Consider the following 21,487-nt stretch of genomic DNA (forward strand, 5'->3'; position numbering starts at 1 on the left):
GGCGCGGCCGTGCCGGCGTGGCGCTGGCCACGGCCGGTATCGGCTCGTTCTTTGCCGGCTGCGTGGCCACGCTGATCCTGGCCGCCTTCGCAGCACCGCTGTCGGAACTGGCGTTCAAGTTCGGCCCCGCCGAGTACTTCTCGCTGATGGTGCTGGGCCTGATCGGCGCCGTGGTGCTGGCCTCGGGTTCGCTGGTCAAGGCTATTTCGATGATCGTGCTGGGCCTGCTGCTGGGTCTGGTCGGTACCGATGTGAACTCGGGCGCTGCGCGCTTCTCGTTCGACGTGCCCGAGCTGACCGATGGCCTGAACTTCGTTTCGGTGGCAATGGGTGTGTTCGGCTTCGCGGAAATCATTGCGAACCTGGAACAGAAGGAAGCCCGCGAGACCTTCACGGACCATGTGACGAACCTGTTCCCGACCAAGGAGGACTTCAAGCGCATGATCCCTGCCATACTACGTGGCACGCTGCTGGGTTCGGCGCTTGGTATCCTGCCAGGCGGCGGTGCGGCGCTGGCGTCGTTTGCAGCCTACTCGCTGGAAAAGAAGACGTCGAAGTACGCACACGAGTTCGGCAAAGGCGCCATCGAAGGCGTGGCAGGTCCGGAGTCGGCTAACAACGCTGCGGCACAGACCTCGTTCATCCCGCTGCTGACCCTGGGTATTCCGCCGAACGCCGTGATGGCGCTGATGGTGGGCGCGATGACCATCCACAACATTCAGCCCGGTCCGCAGGTCATGACCAGCAACCCGGCGCTGTTCTGGGGCCTGATTGCCTCGATGTGGATCGGCAACCTGATGCTGATTGTGCTGAACCTGCCGATGATCGGTATCTGGGTGAAGCTGCTGAAGGTGCCGTATCGCTACCTGTACCCGGCCATCTTGGTGTTCTGCTGCATCGGCGTGTACTCTGTCCAGAACACCACGTTCGACGTGTTCCAGACCGCCGCCTTCGGCCTCATCGGCTACCTGTTCATCAAGCTGAAGTGCGAGCCCGCACCGCTGCTGTTGGGCTTCGTGCTGGGACCGATGATGGAAGAAAACTTCCGCCGCTCGCTGCTGCTGTCGCGTGGTGCCTTCAGCGTGTTCGTGACGCGTCCGCTGTCGCTGGGCCTGCTGATCGCCGCTGCGATCCTGGTGTTGATCGTGGCCATGCCATCGATCAAGGCGAAGCGCGAGGTGGCATTTCAAGAGGAATAGCTTTCGAGGCCACTGCGGGCGGGCATCAATCCGTGTATGAAACCCCAAACGCTCAAGCGCGTCCTGTCGCGCTTGTACATTCTGAAGCTCGTTCAGGCGGGCCCCGCGACTGTCCTCAACCTGGCAGAGAGTTTGCGCGAGCGGGGATTCAACGAGAACATTCGCTCGTTGCGGCCGATTCTGCGCAGCCTCATGATGGCGCGTGCGATTACGGCCCAACTTGTTGAAGGCAGCGGAAGGGTCTACAGCATTACGGACGAAGGACGAAAGGAGCTGAATACCTACTTAGTTCATCTCGAAATACTGCAGGACAGTGGGCGGGAGGTGGACTCCGATCAGAGCGAGAATTCCGCTACTTGATGGCCTTGTCACGTACATTTGCACGTTTGGTGAGATGGAGCGGAATATAGCAATGCAGCTTGCGCAGATCGGCCTCGCAAGTGACCTTCTAGGTTTGTCTACATCAGTGAAGCTTGGCCTGGAAGGTCATCCCTCCGTGTTGTGCGCTTCCATGATACGAGAGATCACCCGATTCCGTCCAAGTGCCTTGGCGCTATAGAGTGCCGCGTCCGCTGCCTGGAAGAACCCACGAAGGTCAGTGAAATCGGTTGGGACAGTCATGGTTGCGGCGCCAATGCTAACCGTAAGGTGTTGGCGTTGTGACGCTACATGGGGAATACGCGACGCAAGCACCGCCGTCCGGATAGCTTCTGCGACGCCAACTGCGCCGCTTGCATTGGTATTGGGCAGAATGACGGAGAATTCTTCCCCGCCATAGCGAGCAGCAATATCGCCAGGGCGCCGGATTGCGCCCCCGATGCATGCTGAAACGGAAGCCAGCGCATCGTCGCCAGCGATGTGCCCGTAGTGGTCGTTGTAGGCCTTAAACTCATCCACATCAATCATTAGCACCGAAAGCGGCATGCCATGGCGAAGAGCTCTTCGCCATTCCATGTCCGCGCGATCGTCCAGCGCTCGACGGCTAGCAAGGCCTGTGAGACCGTCGGTGCCGACCATTTTCTGAAGTTGGCGCTCAGAAGCAACGCGTTGCTCCCACTCCCGCGCAAGTAGCAGGGAGAGCGCAACGATGACAAGGTCCACTGCGACAATCAGTATTGAAAAGGCTGCCGCGCGCTTGCGCCAGGCAAGCAGCACATCGTCTAGGGAGCGACCGACGATAATTTTCAGCGGATAGCTGCCAATCTTACGGAAGCTGTACAGGCGCTCGACCGGATCGATTGCGCCAGTACCAAAACGTGTGCCCTGATCTAGATCCTTAAAAGTCGAAAAGACGGGGGACAACGAGATGTCGCGGCCAATGACGTCCGCTTCGAATGGTCGACGCATAATGACGATGCCGTCGTCGCGAACCAGTGTCAGGACGCCACCATCACCCAGTTCGACGCCTTCGAAGAGTCTACGAAAGAAGTTCAATCGCAGCGTACCGACGACGACGCCCCCGAAACTTCCGTCGGGATTGGCAATGCGGCTGCTAATGCCAATGGATGGCGCATCCGTCGTTAGCCGGGGCTGGAAAGGGCGGCTGACGAAGATCCCCATTTTCGGATCCTGCTTGTGGACGATGAAATAATCGCGATCACTGACGCTAACCGGGCGTGGTGGTGTTGAGCGCGAATCCAGCACGAGATTGCCCTTGTCGTCGGTGGCGAGCATAGACCCCAAATCCTCCGCACTGATGGAACGGTCGAAAAGCACCAGATTTCTTAGCGCGGGAGACAGCGACATGATTTCCGGATCCTTCATGCCGTCGATGACAGCGTGCATTGAGAGTTCGTACGTTTGCAGATTTCTCGCAATGGCTCGCTCAAGTGTCAATGACAGGTTCTCCGAAGCCTGTCGCGCGTTGTCAATGGCATCCCGCCGCATCTGGTACAGCGCGACGCTTCCAATGGTCGCAATGATGAGAGAGAGTGCGATGCCCGTGCCGACAATCAATATGGGCACAGCGCGTGAGGTGCGATCTCCCTTCGTGCCCGTTTGTACAGATTCATGCATGTGGCGTCATAGAAGCTTGGCTGTGCCCCGATAGACGTCACTAGTAGTCGCGGGGGCCGTGGATAGCTAGTTATGGTAGCCGATACGGCAAGACGGGGACTGCGTGGTGGATCGACGCCCGATGTCGTCAGCGCCATCGAGGACTTCTTTCATCGTTGTGAAGAGTCTCTGTCTTGCACATAAAGAAGATCATCCGACTGGCGCGCTCAAGATAGAAGCTCGCCTCTCACTTGATCGAGACCGTTCTCGCACGAGTTCAGCGTATATCGCCGTTACTGCCGCAGTACGAACGCGGAGCCGGGCTTTGCCAGGAAAACCGTCGATTCGCTGATCGGTTTGCCGGCGCCGGATTCAAGTTCTCGCGCCAGGTTCAGAAGAGCGCCAATGGTCGGATGAGTTCCCCCTTTCGTTATGGGAACCCTACGATAACGACAACCAGCAAGTGTGTCCGTCTCGCTGGCGAGAGAAGTAACTTCCGGAAAGATAGCGGGTTGTCCACTACTCAACTGTTCGTCCACGGGACTTGCCAAATGCCATTCGCGTTTAGCGAGAAGGGGTGTTCGGGCGGTTGAAGATGCGAACACACTTCTTCGGAGGCGGGAACCCGCTTTCCGTCGCGCACCGGCCGGATGAAATTCAGCACTTTTTTCTTCCCGCGCTTCAGGAAGAAGGGGCAAAGCGACAGCTTTCGCTACCCGGATCCGAAGCAGATTATGATCTCCTACGCCGTAGGTGCGTGATCTCCTCTTAACATTTTCACCAGCGCGTGTGCAGCGGGGTTGCCGCAGCTATGCGACCAGACGCAATGCAATATCGCCTCAATCGGGGCGGCTCGCGTGTGCTTCATGGGCGCGATGGGCCGATAGGCGACCTGGGATGCGCGCATCTCCGCTGCCGAGGCTGGTACCAAGGCCACGCCGATTCCGGCCTCGACGAGGGCAAGCATCGTGGGTAAAACACTTTCTTGCTCGATGCGAGGCTGCACCCCGGCTCCCAAAAATACGCGTGAGCACAAATTCCGAAAGTAAGGCGAGAGGCGCGGGCTAAATCCGACCATGCTGAGTCCATCAAGCTCGCGCATCGGAACCGCATCGAATCGCACGAGGGGATGCTCGCGCCCCATTGCCAACAGCATCGGTTCGCGCTCCAGCTCGAAGCTTTCTAGCGCGGGTTCGGCGATTTTCTGATCAGCGCGCACTATGGCCACATCGAGCTTGCCCGATCGAAGGTCAGCCAACTGGATGTCCGTGGTCAACTCGCGAAGAACCGTCTCGACTTCGGGGAATTCTCGGCGGTAGTTCGCCAGGATGCGTGGCAATACGCGATACGCGGCACTACTTGTGAAGCCTAGGGCGATGGCACCCACCTTACCCTCAGCGACCTGCCGGATCGCTCTTTCGGCCGCCTGCGCATCTGCCAGAAGTTGAGCGGCTCGCTCCAATAGCACTCGACCTGCCAACGTCAGCTCGACAGTTCGCGTTGTCCGCGTGAACAGGCGGGTACCCAAGAATTGCTCCAATTGCCGGATTTGTTGGCTAAGTGGCGGCTGTGCCATATTCAGCCGGGCCGCCGCACGGCCGAAGTGCAGTTCTTCGGCGACGACTACAAACAGGCGCAGCGCGTGGAGCGAGAGCATATTGATATGCGATATGTATGAATTCGCGTGAATTTTATATTGGATCGTTCTAATCGGTGGACCTAATCTGTGAGCATTCTCAACGTCTGGAGCAACGTCGTGCGCCTGATAAGCCTTCTACTCGCTGGTGGTATAGCTGCGTCTTTATTCTCGATTTCCGTGGGCGCACAAGCGCAGACGACGTATCCCACTAAGCCGATTCGCCTCGTTGTGCCCTTCGGCGCGGGAAGCGTCACCGACACGTTGGCACGCATTGTGGGCAACAAGCTGGGCGAGGCGTGGTCCCAGCCGGTCATCGTGGATAACCGTGCCGGTGCGGATGGGAACATCGGCACTGGTTATGTCGCTTCAGCCGAGCGCGACGGATACACGTTGCTCTTCGGCGCAGCCAGCACGAATGCCGTTAACCCCAGCCTGCACCGTAACTTGAAGTTCGACGCCATGCGGGACTTTGTGCCGGTCATTAACGTGGCAAGCGTGCCCAATGTGCTGGTCGTCCATCCCAGTGTGCCGGCTAAGTCGGTGAAGGGTTTGATTGAAATCCTTCACAAGCAGCGCTACGCCTTTGCTTCGGGCGGCGCCGGTGGTAGCCAGCACTTGTCAGCGGAACTATTTATGTCCATGACGAAGACTGAGATGCTGCATGTTCCATATAAGGGCGGCTCGCCTGCATTGACGGATCTATTGGCAGGCCGAGTGCAAATGATGTTCTGCAACTTGCCACTGTGCCTGCCGCAAATCCGGGCCGGAAAGCTGGTTGCCCTGGGCGTCACGTCTGCGCAGCGTACGCCTTTGCTGCCGGATGTGCCGACGATTGCGGAGGCCGGGGTGCCAGGATACGTCGTGGACGGCTGGTTCGGACTATTTGCTCCGACCGGTACCCCGGACGCTATCGTGCGGAAATTGAACGCCGAAGTCGCGCGCATCCTGCAAGAACCCGAGGTCCGTAAGCAGCTGCTCGATCAGGGTGCGGTTCCGGTCGCCGGTTCGCCTGACGCTTTCGCGAAGTTCGTGCGTTCAGAGCACGATCGCTGGGCCGAGGTCATTCGGCGGGCGAACATCACAGTGAATTGACGACATGACACAACTGAATCAGCTTGGCGCGCGGGAGGCTGTGCGACGTATGGCCGAAGGCTCATTAACGTCGGAAGCCTTGGTCAGGGCGTGTCTGGAGCGGATCGCCGAACGTGATGCCGCCGTCGGAGCGTTTGTTGACCTTGACCCTGAAAAGGCGCTTGCTTCAGCACGCACCGCCGATCGTTCCCGGGCCGGAACACTGTGTGGGTTGCCTTTCGCCGTTAAGGACATCATTGAAACAGCGGATCTCGGGACCGCTTATGGCTCGCCCATATATCGGGGGCATCGTGCCGTCGCCGATGCCGGATGTGTAGCGTCGGCGCGGGAAGAGGGCGCGATCCTGCTTGGGAAAGTGGCAACAAGTGAGTTCGCGACACAAACGCCCGCCAAGACGCGTAATCCATTGGACCTGGAACGAACGCCAGGGGGGTCATCCAGTGGGTCTGCTGCTGCCGTGGCTGACTTAATGGTGCCAGTGGCTTTTGGCACGCAGACCACGGGCTCCATTACACGTCCGGCATCATATTGTGGGGTGGTCGGGTACAAGCCAACATACGGGTTGATCAACAGCGCGGGAGTAAAGCATCTAAGCCATTCGCAAGACACGGTGGGTTTGCTGACCCGCTCGGTCGAGGATGCACTCTTCTTTGTCTTCGGTGAGCCGGCCGTCAATCGATTGGTGCGCGATGACCGGCTCCCCCGTATCGGGCTAGTGCGTTCATCGCAATGGGGTCACGCAAGCGCGGCGGCCATCAGCGAGATCGAAGCCTTTATCACCCGGATGGCCGCCCTCGGCGCGCAGGTTCACAACATCACCTTGCCGCAGGAGCTGGAGTTGCTTGCTGAAGAGCAGGGGCGTCTATTTGCCTACGAAGCGAGGCAATCGCTTAAGCATGAGTGGCTCACGGCGAGGGACCAGATGAGTCCACGTCTTATCCAGCGCTTGGCAGGGGGCGAAGGCATCACGGCGGAGGAATATCTCGAGATGCGTCGGCGAGTCGAAGAGGGGAAGCGGAAGACTGCCTTGCTTTTTGCGGATGCAGATGTGTTGCTGTATCCCGCCGCAGATGGTGAGGCGGAGAGAAGCATGATCGATTCCGGTTCGCCAAGGTTTGGCGCGCTGTGGACTGTTTTGCAACTTCCGACGCTCGCACTCCGGGTCGGAACGGGGGCAGACGGGCTGCCAATTGGTGCGCAGGTGATTGGCCGGCACGCAGATGACGTGTCGCTGCTGCACGCTGCGCATCTGCTGGCGTCGAAGGCGGGCTTCGGTCAATAGGGATCACAAGGAAATGGGGTCGAGGGAGGCGCTCGTCACCTCTCCCCATTCCGAGATCGAGTTCGCGTAGCGGACACGCCGTTGGCTGCAAAGTCTTCCATGACCGAAGTCGCGATCGGCTCTAGTCAAAGGGGCCGGGCGCCGCCCGTTCCACGCTCTCCGGGGCCTGGACGTCTTACGCGGCCAGTTTCAGCGCTTGCGAGAAATCTGCGATCAGGTCATCGATATCCTCAATGCCAGCCGACAGTCGCAGCATGCCATCGGAAATTCCCATTGCCTTGCGGGTCTCGGGGCCGGCTTCGAAGAAGATCGTAGGTGCTACGGGAATGATGAGCGTGCGCGTGTCGCCGAGGCCGGTTGCCTTGATCGGCAGCTCAAGCGCGTTGACGATGTCAATCATGCGCTCCGCTTTCTGCAGTTCGAACGACAGGAGCCACGATGCGCCAGAAAAAAGCGCTTGCGCGATTTCGTACTGCGGATGGCTCTTCAGGCCAGGGTAGTACACGTTTCCGATAGCCTTATGCCCCTCCAGAAACTGCGCGAGCGCGAGCGCGTTGTCGCTGCTTTGCTTCACGCGGAGCGCGAGCGTTTCGGCCCCAAGGGCAATCGTGTGCGCCTGCTCGGACGACAATGCCGCGCCCATGTCGCGCAGGCCCTTCTTGCGGATCTGCAGGAGCCCCTGTTCCTTGGCCGCTGAACGCCGATATTCCTCGGCAATGTTGGGATATGTGCTCCAGTCGAACAAGCCGGTATCGGTGACGGCGCCTCCAAGCGCAGTGCCATGACCGGCAATCGTCTTCGTCAGCGAGTTAATGACGAGGCTTGCCCCGACTGCCTTCGGCTTGAACAAGGCGGGCGAGGTGATCGTGTTATCGACGACATACGCGATACCGCGCTCGCGACACACGTTGCCGATGCCTTGCAGATCAGGAATTTGTGTGCCCGGATTCGCGATGGTTTCGACGAAAACCATGCGGGTGTTCGGGCGGATTGCTTGCTTCACATCCTCGACGTTGCACGCATCAACAGTCGTCACGTCTATGCCGAGCGTACGCAGCGTACCGAACAGACTGTTGGTGTTCCCGAACACGTAACGGCTCGCAACGAGATGATCTCCAGCACGCAAGAGCGTGAGAAACGTTGCTGTGATTGCGGCCATGCCGGTGCTGAAGCAGATCGTACCGACGCCTTCTTCCAGGCTCGTGATCTTGCGCTCAAGCGCCGCGGTCGTAGGCGTGCCCTGGCGCGCGTAGTTGAAACCACCCTTCTTTGTGCCTTGGAATACGCCGATCAGATCCTCGACGCGATCGAAACCATACTGCACAGAGGTATGAATCGGCTGGTGAACGCCACCATGCTCGGTGCCTGTGTTTCTGTCGCCGTGAACAATGGCGGTGGTGAAGCCCTGCTTTTCCATTCCTTGTGCCTCTTAATTCGATCAGTTGAGCCTCATTATCGCTGCTAACCCTTACTCTGCGAAAGCCTTATGCATCGTGGATCGGACGAGGCAGCTGTCGGGTGAACACGGGGCCGTCAGCGGACTATCTTGGTCATGAATACGCTATGTGGGTCCTCCGTGTATACCCCAAAAGGGCCACTGACTACGTAGCCACACCTCGCGTATAAAGCGATGGCATCCCGCTGCAGATAACCCGTCTCGAGCACGAATTTGCCGCATTCGCGAATCTGAGCCTCCTGCTCAAGGAACTGAAGCAGTCGTTTGGCTACGCCCTTTCCACGATGGGTCGGTTTGATGAACATTCGCTTGAGTTCACCGTAGGTGGATTCCAATACCATTGCGCCGCAACCCACTGCGCTTCCATCATTGTCCCGCACCACCGCGAAGATAACGTTCGACTTCGACAGGACGGCAATGTCGACGCCGTGATGGCTTGCGGCTGGATAAAGCGGCACCTGATACGCGTCCAACTCTTGAATGAGGGCATGTACTTCGGGCTGGGCGGCGGATTCTAGAGCGATGTGCATGGATAGCGTGAGGACTCTACGGAATGGGCGTGAACTGTAGTTCGTTCGATAAAGGTACGACTGAGGCCGGTGAGCCGGTTTGCACACGCGTCGCAATGCGCGACTGAGAGCGGCAACAAGGTGGAGGCCGTGCGGGGCACGTGCCCCTGTTTAGCCCCAATTTTAGCGATCTCGGAGAACCGCCGGTCAACGTCCAGGGCGTTACCTACGGTCGCTAGTTGAGTTGCCCCGGGGTATCATGCTGCGAGATTGCCACGGCTTCCACCTCTACCTTCAGCCCGAAGTGAAGCGGGCCGGTTGGTACCACCGCTCTTGCAGGCCTTGCCGCGCCTGCCCATGCCGCATAAATATTGTTAAAGGCGGGCCAGTTCTCGATGTTGTCAATGTAGACGCGAACCTGGGCCAGTTCCGATATGCCGCTGCCAGCGGCAACCAACGCCGCCTCCACGTTTGCCAGCACCTGCTGTGCCTGGGCCTCGAACGATGCGTCGACGAGCTTGTGGCCGTCGGGATTGATTGGGAGTTGTCCGGACACAAAGACCAAGCCGTTGGCGACGGTAGCGTGACTGTAATGGCCGCCCGGTGCGGCCACATTTGATGGTTCAATGGTGCGCACCAAGTTATTCGGTTCCTCGTGATTACCAACCATGCAAACGGCTCCATTCGGTGATCCCACCTTCTTCGTCAAGAGCCTGGTACGCAGGGAACTGCGCGCCGGTGGCGCACGCGTGGTTGGGCAGGATGCGCAGTAGCGTGCCGATCGGGAAGCGCGCGGCTATGTCTGTGTCCGGGGCATCTTCGCGCGAAAGGATGCCATGCTCTTGGTTCGCGCCGCTAAGGATGTACCCCGGAATCACCGCGCCATCGATCCCGCACACCTGACCGTAGCCGAAGTCGCGTTGTTGCTTCTGCGTGCCACGGTCGCGGCTCATGGCCATCCATCCGGCGTCGACGATAGCCCACCCTTTTTCGGCCTGGTGTCCGATCACGGTGGTCAGCACACTGAGCGCGACGTCCTCGGTAGAACACACACCGACATTGTGCATCACGAGGTCGAAGAAGACATAGACTCCCGCGCGCACTTCGGTCACGCCCTGCAGGTGCTCTGCACGGAGGGCCGTCGGTGTCGATCCCACGCTGACTACCGGGCATGGCAGTCCGGCTTCCCGCAGGCGTTCGGCCGCCCGCACGCAGCCGGATCGCTCCTGTTCGGCCATTGCGGCGAGCGCTTCGCGGGTATTAAGTTCATAGCTCGAACCGGCGTGCGTCATCACGCCACCCAGGCGTGCGCCGCCTTCATGCAGTACGGTCGCAACATCGAGCAATGCCGATTCATCCGGTCGGATGCCGGAGCGATGACCGTCGGTGTCGATTTCGATCCAGACTTCGAACACTTCGCCGTGCTCCGCTCCGAACGAGACAATGGCGCGAGCGGAATCCACACTGTCAGTCAGGATCTTGAGATCACAGCCCCTGCGGCGCAGCGCCAATGCTTGCAGTAGTTTGTTGGCCACCATACCCACGCCATATAGAATATCCGTGATGCCGTCGTCAAAAAAATGCGCGGCTTCCTTAAGTGTGGAAACGGTGATGCCGTTGGCGCCAGCCGAAATTTGCGCCTTAACGACAGGGGAACACTTGGTCGTTTTGACGTGCGGGCGGAAGCGTACGCCAAGCGCATCCATGCGTGCTTGCATGCGCTGGATGTTGTGTTGCATGCGATGCATGTCGATGATCGCTGCAGGCGTGTCGACGCCCGTTAGAGATTTGGGGTGGTTGGTCATATCGTCCCTGTTGTTCTTCAGTCCAGCAACTGACGCTTGGACTTAAGCGCCGGCACATCGTCGCGCAGGCCGCGCGTAATAAGTTCGGATACCACAGCGGGCACGGTCTCGCCAGCGGCAGGCAGGTCTACGCCAACCGCCTGCATCTGATGGCGAAACTGTGGATCCGCTGCTGCGCCCGCCATCGCTGTGTTTAATCGGGCCACGATGGCATCTGGCGTGCCCTTTGGCACAAACAGCGCGTTCCATGACCGTAGGTCGAGGGGGTAGCCGGCCTCCTTGGCGGTGGAGAGATTCGGCAATTGCTTCACGCGCTCCCCCGATAGAACGGCCAGTGCTTTGATCTTGCCCCCAGCCAGTTGCGGAAGCGCCGTGGTGGTCTGGTCGCACATGAAATCGATCTGACCGCCCATCAGATCGCTGATGGCGGGGGCGACGCCGCGGTAGGGCACATGGGTGACGTTTTGCCTCATGGCCGCCAGTAGCATGACACAGCCATAGTGCGAAACCGAGCCTACACCGGCACTGCCGTACGTTGCCTTGCTGGCGTTCTGTTGTAGCCAGGCATTGAAGTCCTTCAGATTGTTGGCGGGCATATCGGCCCGCACGAGCAGCAGCAATGGTGCGGAACCCGCCAGGCCGATTGGTCTAAAGTTCATCACCGGATCGTAGGGCAGTTTCTTGTACAGGGCCACGTTAGCTACATGCGTGCCGATGGTGCCCAGGCCAAGCACATAGCCATTGGGCTCGGCTTTGGCGACCTTACCCAAGCCAATGGTTCCGCCGGCGCCGGCAAGATTTTCGATCACGACCGGTTGGCCAAGCGTGTCGCTCATCTGTTTGGCGTAGCCTCTGCCCAGCGCGTCGCTGGGGCCACCGGCGGGGAACGGTACCACGAGCGTAATGGGACGTATCGGGAAGGCGGGGCTTTGTGCCATTGCCTGCGTTGCCACTGCGAACGCGGCTAGCGTCATCATTTGCGAAAGGCGAAATGCTAGGGAGGGCATACGGATCATGGCGGATCGCTCCTAGCGAGTTGCGGCGTGGAATGACCGCAGCCAAGGCAACGCCGTTTCCAGCGTCGCCGACTGGGCTTCCGGCATCGGTGCACCGGAAGGCATAGCGAGACCGACGCGGTTGTGCCAGTACGTGCGTAACCCCACTGCCGATGTGCCGAACATGTCGTAGCCCGAGCCGGCGACGAAGGCGGCCTCCGCAGCCTCGGTGCCGAGCTCTGTTAAGGCTAGCTTGTAGGGGCGGGGATCCGGCTTGTAGTAGCCGGCGGCTTCGGACGTGATAACGACATCCCAGTCGATCCCGAGCAAGGCTGCCGCCCGCCGGCCCAGGCGCTCCGAGCAGTTGGTCACGACCGCCAGTTGGCAATGCGGCCGCAGCGCATGCAGCAGTTTGCGCGCGCCGTTCCACGGCGGCAATTCGTCCCAATGCGCTTCTAGCGCCTCGGGCGCGGTTCTCGGCAGGCCGACCTGCTCGGCCGCTTCCCGCACCAATTGCTCATAGGGCACATAGCTGCCGCAGCCGTATGTTCGACGCAGGTACTCGGCGCGCCAGGCGCGGCCCGCGGCCTCGGAGCCGGCGGCCGCATTCCAAACGGTCCACGAATCCAGTAGCGCAGTGAGCAGGTCGAACAGTACGGCACGGGGCCAGGCGGGCGACGGGAGAGGGGCGAGCGAGTCCATAGGATCCCTTTTGCTAGTCGATTTGCGCCGAGGCGCACGGTTGTCTGAGGTTCTCAATGTAGAAACGATAAGGCGGCTTGTGGTTAAATTTGAGAACATCAATCGTTAAGCTGAAGTGAATGATCCAGATCGAGGACCTCCGGCTGGTCGAAGCGTTGGCGCAATCGCCTTCGCTTAGCGCGGCGGCACGCGCCCTGAATGTGACGCCTCCGGCCTTGTCGGCGCGTCTTCGTAAGTTGGAATCGACCCTGGGACTCGCGCTTGCCACCCGTACGGCTCGGCGGCTGAGCCTGACGGCCGAGGGTGAACGCTTTGCACGCGAGGGTTCGGCGCTACTGGCGCAACTTGAGGCACTGCCCGAATCGTTCCGGCGGGAGGACAGCCGACTAACGGGAACGTTGCGTATCGCCGCGCCCTTTGGCTATGGACGACACCATATTGCACCGCTGCTGGCTCGCTTCGCCCAGATCCACCCGGATTTGCGTCTGCAACTCGATCTGCGCGAGACACCCTGGCCGGATCGGCATGATTCGGATGCCGTGATCCACATCGGCACCGTGCGGGACTCATCGTGGATCGCCCGTACGCTCGCGCCTAATGCACGCTGGTTATGTGCAAGTCCGGCCTATTTGCGCAAGCACGGCACGCCTACCGAGCCGCGTGACTTGCTCGCGCACGCCTGCATCTGCATTCGTGAAAACGATGAGGATGTGACCCTATGGCGCTTTCGGCGGGCCCAAGGCGGTACAGGGCGACGACAATCTACGCGCGAGACCGTGCGTGTGATTTCGACCTACACCAGCAACGACGGCAGTATTGCGCGTCAGTGGGCGGAGCAGGGATTGGGCCTCGTGCTGCGTTCGGAGTGGGACACGGCCGAAGCGGTTTCGCGTGGTCGGCTAGTGCGGATAATGGCCGACTGGGAGTTCGACAGCGCGCCGGTGACCTTGCTCGTGCCGACGCGGCGTGGACGGACTGCCCGCGTGCAGGCGCTCATGCAGTTTTTCGAAGAGGCGCTCGGAGGACAAAGATAGGAAAGGGGATAGGGCAGGTGAGAAACAGTATGAGGCGGTCGAACTAAACTACACCGTCCTCGATTGACTTGGGGAGTCGTTTCCCCTGTCAGATTCTCGCGTACCGGCGAGCCATTGACGGTTTTTCCGACCCCGTTGATCTTCCTGGTTCGGCAAGACCGGTGGCATAGACGATACCACCCGGCGCGGACGTCTGGTGGAAACCTCCTTCTGCGCTTGCGACTTGGACCTACATGGTAAGGTGATCGGGTGCAGTTATTTTTGCATCAAGCGTTGGCCGAGGAGGAGACCACCCATCGGCTACGTAAACTCACCAAAGAAGAAAATGAAGATCCATCACGCTATCACTGCGGCAGCCCTTTCTGCCTTTGTCTGTAATGTATTTGGTGCGGATGACCGTATGCCGCCGATACCTGCAGAGAAGCTCACCGAAGCACAAAAAAAATCCATTGAACTGCTATCGGAAGGGACTCCTGCCGGAGGTGCTCCGAGGAACGTCAGTGCCGGTCCGTGGGTGCCGTTGCTGAGGAGTCCGGAATTGCTGAACCGTCTGCAACGCATGGGCGCTTATCTCCGCTATGAGAGTGCCTTCGAGCCTCGATTGAGTGAGTTTGTGATTCTTCTGACGGCGCGGCAGTGGAGCAACCAGTATGAGTGGCTCGCACATCAAAAGCTGGCATTGAAGGCGGGCGTCTCGCAGCCAGTGGCGCAAGCTATTGCCGAAGGGCGGCGGCCGACGGGGATGAGCGCTGACGAGGAGGCGCTCTATGACTTCATTGATGAACTGGACCGCAACAAGAGCATTAGCGATCCGACTTATGCGCGTATCAAGGACAAGTTCGGTGAGCGCGGTGTGATTGACCTCATTGCCATCAATGGCTACTACAGCATGCTCGCGGCCGTTCTCAACGTCGCGCAGTCGCCGTTGCCAGGAAACGCGCCGCAGCAGATTCCGACACTGCCCCGATAGCATATTCAGGCAACCCAAGAAGCGGACCTTGCCGATTCTGAATGCAAGACTATGCGAGTAGGTGGGATCGATGTCGGTGGAATGCGGAAAGGATGCCATCTCGTCGTCCTGGACGGCCGCAACGTCATCTTGTCGACTAGAAGTACGGACCCTGAAGTCCTGGTGCAACATTGCGTTCACTATCAGGTCGGTATTGTTGGTGTTGATGCCCCATGTCGATGGAGTGTTGAGGGGCGAGGGCGGAAAGCGGAGAGGGAGCTTGCCAGGGAGCGAATTTTTTGCTTTTCGACGCCGACGGCTGAGCGCGCGACAGCTAATCCAAATGGCTTCTACGGTTGGATGCTGAACGGCCAGAGAATATACGAGGCGTTATCCGATCAATACCCGCTAATGGTTGACGGGAAATACGCCGGCATGCCGGCGAGTTTTGAAACCTTCCCTCACGCGATCGTTTGCGCGCTTCTTGGCAAGCACGTCGCTTCGGCAAAGCAGAAGCGTTTGCAGCGTCGCGCATTGCTGGAGGATGTTGGAATCGAGACGACGACCTTGGGCTCCATCGACGCTCTTGACGCGGCGCTATGCGCTCTAGCCGCGCGATTGCTCCTGCTAAGCGAGGCGCGAACGTTTGGCGATGCCGCTAGCGGGCACATCGTCATACCAAAAGTCGATTTAGCGGGTGTTCAGAAGCTGTTTGACGTGACCTAACTCTGAGTTGCCGCCCGCAGGCGCGATTCACCCGGGCGGCGTGTTCTATTTTTCTCGATCGTTGGGGTGCGAACCGGCGGGAAATCGCCGGTATCGACGTCTTGAATTTAGGCGAAACAGCAGTCTTCGAGCCGCAGAAGTTTTCCGGAGGGCGCGCGACTCAATTTGGGGCTCGCTCCAGCGATGGCGTAATGCCTGATGGGAAGAGGGTGTGCGCTGGCCCCGGGGTCGGCCGACGAATGCTGGCGCTGACGCGTTGCAAAGAGTTCACGTACACGTGGCATGCCTATTTTCCACCGCTGTTATCACTTTGCGTCGAGAATGGGACGTATTATCATTTTGCGGAGGCGAGCAGGTCAAGCTCGCGAGAGTCCCGTGATTTCAGGCGGGCACACGGTAAGCGAGGCAAGGAGAACAGAATGCAACCCTTATCTGAACTTCAGGGAGCTGGTCTTCGACGTACGACGCCTAGGCTTCGAATACTGGCGATATTCCAGGCGAACCGGCACCGGCATATGAGTGCCGAAGAGGTCTATCGAATCCTCTTGGAGGAGAACACCGAAATTGGCTTGTCGACCGTTTACCGCGTACTGAGCCAATTGGAGCAGGCGCATCTCCTTGCTAGCCGACAGTTCGGTCCTGGCCCGGCCCTGTATGAACTCAACGAGGGGGATCACCACGACCACCTGGTTTGCGTGGAGTGTGGGCAGGTCGATGAATTCAGTGACGAAGGTATAGAGGCCCGGCAGCAAGAGGTAGCACAGGATAAGGGTTTTGTATTACGCGACCATTCGTTGGTGCTTTACGGGCGCTGCGCCCGCTGCCAAGCAGAGCGAGCTAGCTCGGGAAGCCTCTAGCGCGCCCTGCTCGTCGTGATCGGGGGAGGCGGGCGTCGCGCGCAAGCGTACCGAACCGCTATTCCGACACGCTGGCGCCGCGTAACAGGTCGAAACAACCTGTGAGCAAGTGGGACTGCACATACGCACAAATCTCCGCTATGCTGCGCGGAATCCGGCAATTGTGCTGGTAGTTCTGCGATAGGAGCCATATGGCAACGAAGAAGACGGCCGCCCCGAAGACTGCGGCAAAGAAAGCGGCAGCACCGGCGAAGAAGGCTGCTCCCGTAGCGAAGAAGGCCGCACCGGCGGCCAAGAAGGCGGCAGCAGCGCCGGTGGCCAAGCCGCTAAAGGACACGTTCAACAAGTCGAGCCTGCTGGCCCATCTGGTTGCCCAGACTGAGCTGGACAAGAAAACGGTGCAAACGGTGCTGTCGCACTTGGAGAACACCATCGTGAGTTCGATCCACAAGAAGGGCGCTGGCGAATTCACGCTGCCTGGCCTCTTCAAGGTTTCGGCGATCCAGGTTCCGGCCACGAAAAAGCGCTTCGGCAAGAATCCTTTCACGGGCCAGGATCAATGGTTTGCTGCAAAGCCGGCTTCCGTGAAGGTCAAGGTTCGTCCGCTGAAGAAGCTGAAGGACGCTGCCCTGTAAGTTTGGGGCTTGCAAGACGGAAAATGGGAAGCGCGGAGCTTCCCATTTTTTATTGGACTTGAGGATGTATTTGCCTCGTCGGCGTAGTTAATTCGGGCGGCCGTCCGCCCAGCACGAGATTGAGGGTGGCGGGGCGCCCCGTAACCAAGCAAGCGGGTGCGGAATCAGTGGAGCACTGACATCCGGTTCCGTGGGTGCACGTTACATTGGGGCGGCGCGTTTCTCCAGGGCCGTGCCTTCTTCAACTCTGTGGTTTGAGCAAAGCCTGTCATCACATTTGATGGGCTTCTTTAAATGAAGTCTCGGATCAGCCCGCAGCACCGGCCATTACGGCTGGAAGAACGAAACCGGCGACATCAGCCGGTTCTCCTGGCTGACGAGATAGCCGGCCTCGGCACTCATCTTGAGATAGTCGGCCCAGGCGGGGTCTTTCTGCAGTGCCTGGCGCCTGGCTTCGCGATCGGCTGCACTGTCGTAGACCCAGATGTGCATGTAGCTGTTCACGTTGCCGGTCTCGGTTTGCATGTAAGCCAGCGGCTTGCCCAGATGCTGGCTCTGGATCGCAAAGCCGTACTCGGCATACAGCGCCAGGTGTTTCTTGATCGTGCCGGGGCGGCAGGTGTAGGTGCGGACGTCATACAGCATGGGTATTCCTTAAACGATGCAGAGGGGAATCAATCGACGGTGGCGCCGGACTGCTTGACCAGCACGGCCCAGCGCGTCACTTCCTGGTTTACGTATTTCTGAAAGGCGGCCTGGTCGTCGCCCACGGGATCGGCGCCGAGTCCCTTCAGCCGTTCCTTGACGGCGGGGTCGGCCACGCTCTGGACGATGGCCTGCGAGAGCTTTTGGACAGCCGCTGGCGGCGTGCCGGCCGGCACGAACAGGCCGAACCACGAACGCGCGGTCATGCCCGGAAACGGCGTCTCCGAGAAGGCCGGTACGTCCGGCAGGGCGGCGTGGCGCTTGTTGCCGGTCACCGCCAGCGCCTTGAGTTTGCCGGTCTGTACCTGCGAGAGGACTTCGGGCAGGTTGGCGAACATGACTTGCACCTGGCCGCCCATCACATCGTTGAGCGCCTGCGATCCACCCTTGTAGGCCACGTGCGTCATCTTCGTGCCGGCCAGCGTGCTGAATTGCTCACCAGCCAGGTGGGACGCGGTGCCGGTGCCGCCCGACGCATAGTTGACGCGCCCGGCATTGGCCTTGGCGTAGGCCGCGAGTTCGCTGGCCGAATTGGCCGGTACCGACGGATTCACCACCAGCAGCAAGGGCACCGACGCCAGGTTCGACAGCCCGACAAAATCGCGCGTGAGGCTGTAGTTGAGCTTCTGGTAGAGCGACGCATTGATCGCGTGGCTGGAAGTGGCCATCAACAGCGTGTAACCGTCGGGGTCCGAGCGCGCTGCCGAGACGGCGCCGATGTTGCCGTTGGCGCCAGCCTTGTTCTCCACCACGACCGACTGGCCGAGCCGGGCCGACATGGCCTGGGCCACGGTGCGCGCGATCACGTCGGTGGCGCCGCCGGCGGCAAATGGGACGATGACGCGCAAGGGGCGATCCGGATAGTCGGCCATGGCATGGAAGGTTGTGACGGCCAAGGCGGTGGCCACGGCAAGGCCGCGCAATCGGGCGATTGCTTTGTGCATGTCTGTCTCCTGTATTTTTTTCTATTCTTCGGGCATGCCGGCGGCATTCCGGCAAGACCGGGCCTGGCAACACCATTCAGGAGCACTCTACGCAGAGGCGTGGCCGTGGCGTTAGGACGGATCAGACGTTGTATTGGACTTTTTCGCGCGTCATTCCAGCGGACGGCAATGCTTGCGACGGAAGTCGCCCGGCGTCAGCCCGGTCTGCTTCTTGAAGAAGCGCGCAAAGTACGCTGGGTCCTCGATATTGAGGCGAAATGCAATCTCCGCGATGCCGGTTTCGGTATTGCTGAGCCAGCGCTTGGCTTCCAGGATTACGCGCTCCTGTACCACCTGGCTGGCCGTGCGTGCCACGGTACGCTTGACGGCGTCGTTGAGCTGACGCTCGCTGACGCAGAGCGCCTCAGCATACTGCCCGATCGTCCCGAAGCGCAGGTAGTGCGTTTCCACAAGCATCGTGAAGCGACGCATCAGGGCCTGTTGTGGACCGACGCCGCTGGCGGGCTCGTTGTCGGGGCATAGGCGCCGCAGTCGAGTAAGCAGGATCAGCAGGCAGGCCTGCACCACTTCGGGATAGCCCGGCTGGCGGTCGTGGGCCTCGTGCTCCATCTCGCGTAGCAGCGGCAGCATGTCGTCATGCTGGCTCTGCGTGAGATAGAGCGCGCTATTACCGCGCGAGGGATGGAAGAACGGAAACCTGGCAACATCTTCGGCGCGCGGAAACATCCGGGCGAAGAAGTCGGTGCTGAAGTTCAGCACGTAGCCGTGCGGCTTGATCGATGACGTCCAGGCATGCACCTGACCCGGCGAGAGGAAGAACACCGAGTGGTCGCGCACATCGAAATGCGCGAAGTCGAGCATGTGCGTGCCGCGCGCCCGGGTCATCCAGAGCAGGTGGTAGTAATTGTGCCGGTGCAGGAAGCCGCGCGGGATGTCGTCGCGATCCTGCAGGCGCACGAGGTCGAAGTAGAACGACCCCTCGCTCGCGAAATCCGACGTCTCGAAGGTGGGGAACTCGCCGGCTAGGCTGGAATGGAGGGCTTCGGGCAAGCGCAGGTTCCTTGCGATTCAGGTTCTGGTGACCAGCGCCATGCTATCTCAAAACGATCGGACGACCATCCGGACTGCCTGATCCATGACGGTGCCGGTGCGACAGGTGGCAAGGTGCTTCGACTCTCGGGGCAGGACCCAATTTCACGGCAGCGGCGAAGCTCGCTACTACCTGCGCTCAACGGGCGGGATTCGCCGCATCAGCGGACGACTCGTCTACGAAGCCCAGAATCACACACTTGTCAGTAGCGCCGCTCCGCCTCCCAACCAGAGCCCACCAGGTGACCTTAATGTCGTGCAAGGCTGCCTCCAATGCATGTCGAAGCTTCGAGTCCCGTTGAGTTTCCACAGGGTCTAGAAGTCGGCGCCTGAAAGGCACTCTGCTTACCGACGCCGATCCCGGCAATTCGCGGTTTTCGAAAACAGGGCGGTCATGCACCGAAAACGCCGGTCATGCACCGATATGCATCCGGGCCGTGGCGGCTTCTGGGCCATTGTCATGGCCCAGCCCTTCTCCTCCCCCCAAAAGACCTACGGGTTAATGCTCGTTGCTCCCTGGCATGTCTGTTGCATAGCATTCAAGTGACTTGAATTTGGTGCAGAGAACTTTCACCGATGCTCTCGGGCGCGCGGTCGGCGCCTTGCACCCGTTCGGTCCGGACGCCGGGCCTGCCGCCCGTTGGACATCTCTATTAAGGGGAACAGAGTGCTGAAGAAGAGAACTGTGGCCACGGCCGCGATTGCCGCCGCTGCCACTGGTGTGGTGCTGATGTCCGCGCCGGCGCAGGCAAAGGACGTCGTCAAGATCGCGTTTGTGGGCCCCCTGACCGGTGGGGTCTCGTCGATCGGTTTGGGCGGACGCAACTCGGCAGACTTGGCTGTGCGCCTGCGCAATGCCGATCCGAAGGCCAAATACACGTATGAACTGGTCGTCCAGGATGACGAGTGCCGGCCCAATGTAGGCGTACAGGTTGCCACCAAGATTGCCGCGGACAAGTCAATTGTGGCCGGTGTCACGCACTTCTGTTCGGCTGTGGCGATGGGCACGGTCGGTGTCTACAGTCGCTTTGGTATGCCGGCAGTCGTGTGGGGCGCGGTGCTGCCTGAAGTCACGTATGGCAACAATTTCAAGGAGATTCATCGTGTCAACGGCACGATGATCAACCAGAGTGAAGTGGCCGCAAAGTTCATGACCGGCCTGGGCTACAAGAAGTGGGCGATCATTCATGACACCACCGATTACGGCAAGGGTCATAACAAATACTTTAGTGAATACCTGAAGAAGGACGGCGGCACCATCGTCGGCACGTTTGGCGTCACGGCCGACCAGCAGGACTTCACGACCGAGTTGACCAAGATCCGCGAACTCAAGCCCGACGTGGTCTATTTCGGTGGTCTCACACCACTTGGCGTACGCATCCGCACCCAGATGGAAAAGCTGGGTATCAAGGCCCAGTTCGAAGGCACCTCGGGAATCAAGTCAGATGCCTATATCGAAGGCGTAGGCAAGTCGCTCTCCGAGGGCTCGCTCGCCTTTATCGAGGGCGCGCCAGTCGAAAAACTGGCCGGTGGCCAGTTCTTCATGGAGCGCTATACGCAGCAAAAGTATGGCGAGCCGCCTGAAGCATACGGCCCATTTGCCTTTGCTGCTGCCAACCTCATCATGGACGCCGTCGAAAAGGTCGGCCCGGATCGCAAGAAGGTACGAGACGTGCTGAATGGCACGAAGAACGTCGACACCGTCATTGGCAAGGTCACCTTCGACGAGCACGGTCAGAACGTCGTGCCACTGATCACCAAGTACGTCGTCGAGGACGGTAAATGGGTGATCTGGGAAGACAGCGCCTACGGCAAGGGCACGAAGAAGCTGAGTGGACTGTAAGCGTAGAGCTGGCGACCTGGCGGGGCGAACG

General features: G+C 59.8%; 21 protein-coding genes. 10 read left to right on the plus strand and 11 right to left on the minus strand.

From position 1 onward, the window contains the following. Both CYJ10_RS11960 and CYJ10_RS11965 read left to right on the plus strand, forming a co-directional pair. The coding region (locus tag CYJ10_RS11960; RefSeq protein WP_101681852.1) for a tripartite tricarboxylate transporter permease at positions 1–1,199 on the plus strand (1,199 nt) is incomplete at its 5' end. Between the two features lie 36 nt (positions 1,200–1,235). Continuing rightward, the gene (locus CYJ10_RS11965; protein ID WP_101681714.1) at positions 1,236–1,559 is read left to right on the plus strand and encodes a PadR family transcriptional regulator; all 324 of its coding nucleotides are present in this window, start codon (positions 1,236–1,238) and stop codon (positions 1,557–1,559) included. 126 nt (positions 1,560–1,685) lie between these two features. Here CYJ10_RS11965 and CYJ10_RS11970 read toward each other — a convergent pair whose 3' ends face one another. Together CYJ10_RS11970 and CYJ10_RS11975 are read right to left on the minus strand one after the other, a co-directional pair. Continuing rightward, complete coding sequence (locus tag CYJ10_RS11970; protein ID WP_101681715.1) at positions 1,686–3,215, minus strand: sensor domain-containing diguanylate cyclase; 1,530 nt, start codon at positions 3,213–3,215, stop codon at positions 1,686–1,688. A 721-nt stretch (positions 3,216–3,936) separates the two neighbouring features. Continuing rightward, positions 3,937–4,851 (minus strand): LysR substrate-binding domain-containing protein, encoded by a 915-nt coding sequence (locus tag CYJ10_RS11975; RefSeq protein ID WP_101681716.1) that lies wholly within the window; start codon positions 4,849–4,851, stop codon positions 3,937–3,939. Between the two features lie 69 nt (positions 4,852–4,920). Between CYJ10_RS11975 and CYJ10_RS11980 the strand changes: the two genes are divergently transcribed. Both CYJ10_RS11980 and CYJ10_RS11985 read left to right on the plus strand, forming a co-directional pair. Then, positions 4,921–5,925: a Bug family tripartite tricarboxylate transporter substrate binding protein gene (locus CYJ10_RS11980; RefSeq protein ID WP_308302970.1), complete on the plus strand. Its 1,005-nt coding sequence runs from the start codon at positions 4,921–4,923 to the stop codon at positions 5,923–5,925. 4 nt (positions 5,926–5,929) lie between these two features. Next, the gene (locus CYJ10_RS11985; RefSeq protein WP_101681718.1) at positions 5,930–7,207 is read left to right on the plus strand and encodes an amidase; all 1,278 of its coding nucleotides are present in this window, start codon (positions 5,930–5,932) and stop codon (positions 7,205–7,207) included. A 175-nt stretch (positions 7,208–7,382) separates the two neighbouring features. Here the strand turns inward: CYJ10_RS11985 and CYJ10_RS11990 are convergent, their stop codons facing one another. The 6 genes from CYJ10_RS11990 to CYJ10_RS12015 all read right to left on the minus strand — a co-directional run bounded on the left by CYJ10_RS11990 (position 7,383) and on the right by CYJ10_RS12015 (position 12,674). Continuing rightward, positions 7,383–8,624, minus strand: coding sequence for a cystathionine gamma-synthase family protein (locus CYJ10_RS11990; RefSeq protein ID WP_101681719.1), 1,242 nt, complete (start codon positions 8,622–8,624; stop codon positions 7,383–7,385). A gap of 116 nt (positions 8,625–8,740) precedes the next feature. After that, positions 8,741–9,193, minus strand: coding sequence for a GNAT family N-acetyltransferase (locus CYJ10_RS11995; RefSeq protein WP_101681720.1), 453 nt, complete (start codon positions 9,191–9,193; stop codon positions 8,741–8,743). A 214-nt stretch (positions 9,194–9,407) separates the two neighbouring features. Next, the gene (locus CYJ10_RS12000) at positions 9,408–9,842 is read right to left on the minus strand and encodes a RidA family protein (RefSeq protein ID WP_101681721.1); all 435 of its coding nucleotides are present in this window, start codon (positions 9,840–9,842) and stop codon (positions 9,408–9,410) included. Further along, positions 9,832–10,977 (minus strand): DSD1 family PLP-dependent enzyme, encoded by a 1,146-nt coding sequence (locus CYJ10_RS12005; protein ID WP_101681722.1) that lies wholly within the window; start codon positions 10,975–10,977, stop codon positions 9,832–9,834. The genes CYJ10_RS12000 and CYJ10_RS12005 overlap by 11 nt, the downstream gene beginning before the upstream one ends. 17 nt (positions 10,978–10,994) lie before the next feature. Then, positions 10,995–11,993, minus strand: a complete 999-nt coding sequence (locus CYJ10_RS12010) for a tripartite tricarboxylate transporter substrate-binding protein (RefSeq protein WP_101681723.1) — start codon at positions 11,991–11,993, stop codon at positions 10,995–10,997. A 12-nt stretch (positions 11,994–12,005) separates the two neighbouring features. After that, positions 12,006–12,674 carry an HAD family hydrolase gene (locus tag CYJ10_RS12015; protein WP_101681724.1) on the minus strand — a complete coding sequence of 223 codons (669 nt, stop codon included), beginning with the start codon at positions 12,672–12,674 and terminating at the stop codon, positions 12,006–12,008. 119 nt (positions 12,675–12,793) lie between these two features. Between CYJ10_RS12015 and CYJ10_RS12020 the strand changes: the two genes are divergently transcribed. The 5 genes from CYJ10_RS12020 to CYJ10_RS12040 all read left to right on the plus strand — a co-directional run bounded on the left by CYJ10_RS12020 (position 12,794) and on the right by CYJ10_RS12040 (position 16,875). Then, positions 12,794–13,708, plus strand: coding sequence for a LysR family transcriptional regulator (locus CYJ10_RS12020; RefSeq protein WP_101681725.1), 915 nt, complete (start codon positions 12,794–12,796; stop codon positions 13,706–13,708). Positions 13,709–14,033: 325 nt separating this feature from the next. Then, complete coding sequence (locus CYJ10_RS12025) at positions 14,034–14,678, plus strand: carboxymuconolactone decarboxylase family protein (RefSeq protein ID WP_257993264.1); 645 nt, start codon at positions 14,034–14,036, stop codon at positions 14,676–14,678. Positions 14,679–14,729: 51 nt separating this feature from the next. Beyond that, positions 14,730–15,383: a DUF429 domain-containing protein gene (locus tag CYJ10_RS12030; RefSeq protein WP_101681726.1), complete on the plus strand. Its 654-nt coding sequence runs from the start codon at positions 14,730–14,732 to the stop codon at positions 15,381–15,383. A gap of 419 nt (positions 15,384–15,802) precedes the next feature. Next, positions 15,803–16,240, plus strand: coding sequence for a ferric iron uptake transcriptional regulator (gene fur, locus CYJ10_RS12035; protein ID WP_101681727.1), 438 nt, complete (start codon positions 15,803–15,805; stop codon positions 16,238–16,240). A gap of 191 nt (positions 16,241–16,431) precedes the next feature. Further along, on the plus strand, positions 16,432–16,875 hold the full coding sequence (locus CYJ10_RS12040; protein WP_101681728.1) for an HU family DNA-binding protein: 444 nt from the start codon (positions 16,432–16,434) through the stop codon (positions 16,873–16,875). 327 nt (positions 16,876–17,202) lie between these two features. Here the strand turns inward: CYJ10_RS12040 and CYJ10_RS12045 are convergent, their stop codons facing one another. The 3 genes from CYJ10_RS12045 to CYJ10_RS12055 form a co-directional block, all read right to left on the minus strand. Continuing rightward, a complete protein-coding gene (locus CYJ10_RS12045; RefSeq protein ID WP_101681729.1) occupies positions 17,203–17,520 on the minus strand; it encodes an NIPSNAP family protein in 318 nt (105 codons plus the stop codon). Positions 17,521–17,549: 29 nt separating this feature from the next. After that, positions 17,550–18,524 (minus strand): Bug family tripartite tricarboxylate transporter substrate binding protein, encoded by a 975-nt coding sequence (locus tag CYJ10_RS12050; RefSeq protein ID WP_101681730.1) that lies wholly within the window; start codon positions 18,522–18,524, stop codon positions 17,550–17,552. Positions 18,525–18,674: 150 nt separating this feature from the next. Then, positions 18,675–19,574 (minus strand): helix-turn-helix domain-containing protein, encoded by a 900-nt coding sequence (locus tag CYJ10_RS12055; RefSeq protein WP_101681731.1) that lies wholly within the window; start codon positions 19,572–19,574, stop codon positions 18,675–18,677. Positions 19,575–20,280: 706 nt separating this feature from the next. Between CYJ10_RS12055 and CYJ10_RS12060 the strand changes: the two genes are divergently transcribed. After that, positions 20,281–21,456: a branched-chain amino acid ABC transporter substrate-binding protein gene (locus CYJ10_RS12060; RefSeq protein WP_101681732.1), complete on the plus strand. Its 1,176-nt coding sequence runs from the start codon at positions 20,281–20,283 to the stop codon at positions 21,454–21,456. The last annotated feature ends 31 nt before the right edge of the window (positions 21,457–21,487 follow it).

The organism is Cupriavidus pauculus, assembly GCF_002858765.1.
GTDB lineage: Bacteria > Pseudomonadota > Gammaproteobacteria > Burkholderiales > Burkholderiaceae > Cupriavidus > Cupriavidus pauculus_B.

What these genes read in the sequence shown, in the direction of transcription:
- CYJ10_RS11965 (WP_101681714.1), top strand. Translation starts at nt 1,236, where the DNA reads ATGAAACCCCAAACGCTCAAGCGCGTCCTGTCGCGCTTGTACATTCTG.
- CYJ10_RS11970 (WP_101681715.1), bottom strand. Translation starts at nt 3,215, where the DNA reads ATGCATGAATCTGTACAAACGGGCACGAAGGGAGATCGCACCTCACGC.
- CYJ10_RS11975 (WP_101681716.1), bottom strand. Translation starts at nt 4,851, where the DNA reads ATGCTCTCGCTCCACGCGCTGCGCCTGTTTGTAGTCGTCGCCGAAGAA.
- CYJ10_RS11985 (WP_101681718.1), top strand. Translation starts at nt 5,930, where the DNA reads ATGACACAACTGAATCAGCTTGGCGCGCGGGAGGCTGTGCGACGTATG.
- CYJ10_RS11990 (WP_101681719.1), bottom strand. Translation starts at nt 8,624, where the DNA reads ATGGAAAAGCAGGGCTTCACCACCGCCATTGTTCACGGCGACAGAAAC.
- CYJ10_RS11995 (WP_101681720.1), bottom strand. Translation starts at nt 9,193, where the DNA reads ATGCACATCGCTCTAGAATCCGCCGCCCAGCCCGAAGTACATGCCCTC.
- CYJ10_RS12000 (WP_101681721.1), bottom strand. Translation starts at nt 9,842, where the DNA reads ATGGTTGGTAATCACGAGGAACCGAATAACTTGGTGCGCACCATTGAA.
- CYJ10_RS12005 (WP_101681722.1), bottom strand. Translation starts at nt 10,977, where the DNA reads ATGACCAACCACCCCAAATCTCTAACGGGCGTCGACACGCCTGCAGCG.
- CYJ10_RS12010 (WP_101681723.1), bottom strand. Translation starts at nt 11,993, where the DNA reads ATGATCCGTATGCCCTCCCTAGCATTTCGCCTTTCGCAAATGATGACG.
- CYJ10_RS12015 (WP_101681724.1), bottom strand. Translation starts at nt 12,674, where the DNA reads ATGGACTCGCTCGCCCCTCTCCCGTCGCCCGCCTGGCCCCGTGCCGTA.
- CYJ10_RS12020 (WP_101681725.1), top strand. Translation starts at nt 12,794, where the DNA reads ATGATCCAGATCGAGGACCTCCGGCTGGTCGAAGCGTTGGCGCAATCG.
- CYJ10_RS12025 (WP_257993264.1), top strand. Translation starts at nt 14,034, where the DNA reads ATGAAGATCCATCACGCTATCACTGCGGCAGCCCTTTCTGCCTTTGTC.
- CYJ10_RS12030 (WP_101681726.1), top strand. Translation starts at nt 14,730, where the DNA reads ATGCGAGTAGGTGGGATCGATGTCGGTGGAATGCGGAAAGGATGCCAT.
- fur (WP_101681727.1), top strand. Translation starts at nt 15,803, where the DNA reads ATGCAACCCTTATCTGAACTTCAGGGAGCTGGTCTTCGACGTACGACG.
- CYJ10_RS12040 (WP_101681728.1), top strand. Translation starts at nt 16,432, where the DNA reads ATGGCAACGAAGAAGACGGCCGCCCCGAAGACTGCGGCAAAGAAAGCG.
- CYJ10_RS12045 (WP_101681729.1), bottom strand. Translation starts at nt 17,520, where the DNA reads ATGCTGTATGACGTCCGCACCTACACCTGCCGCCCCGGCACGATCAAG.
- CYJ10_RS12050 (WP_101681730.1), bottom strand. Translation starts at nt 18,524, where the DNA reads ATGCACAAAGCAATCGCCCGATTGCGCGGCCTTGCCGTGGCCACCGCC.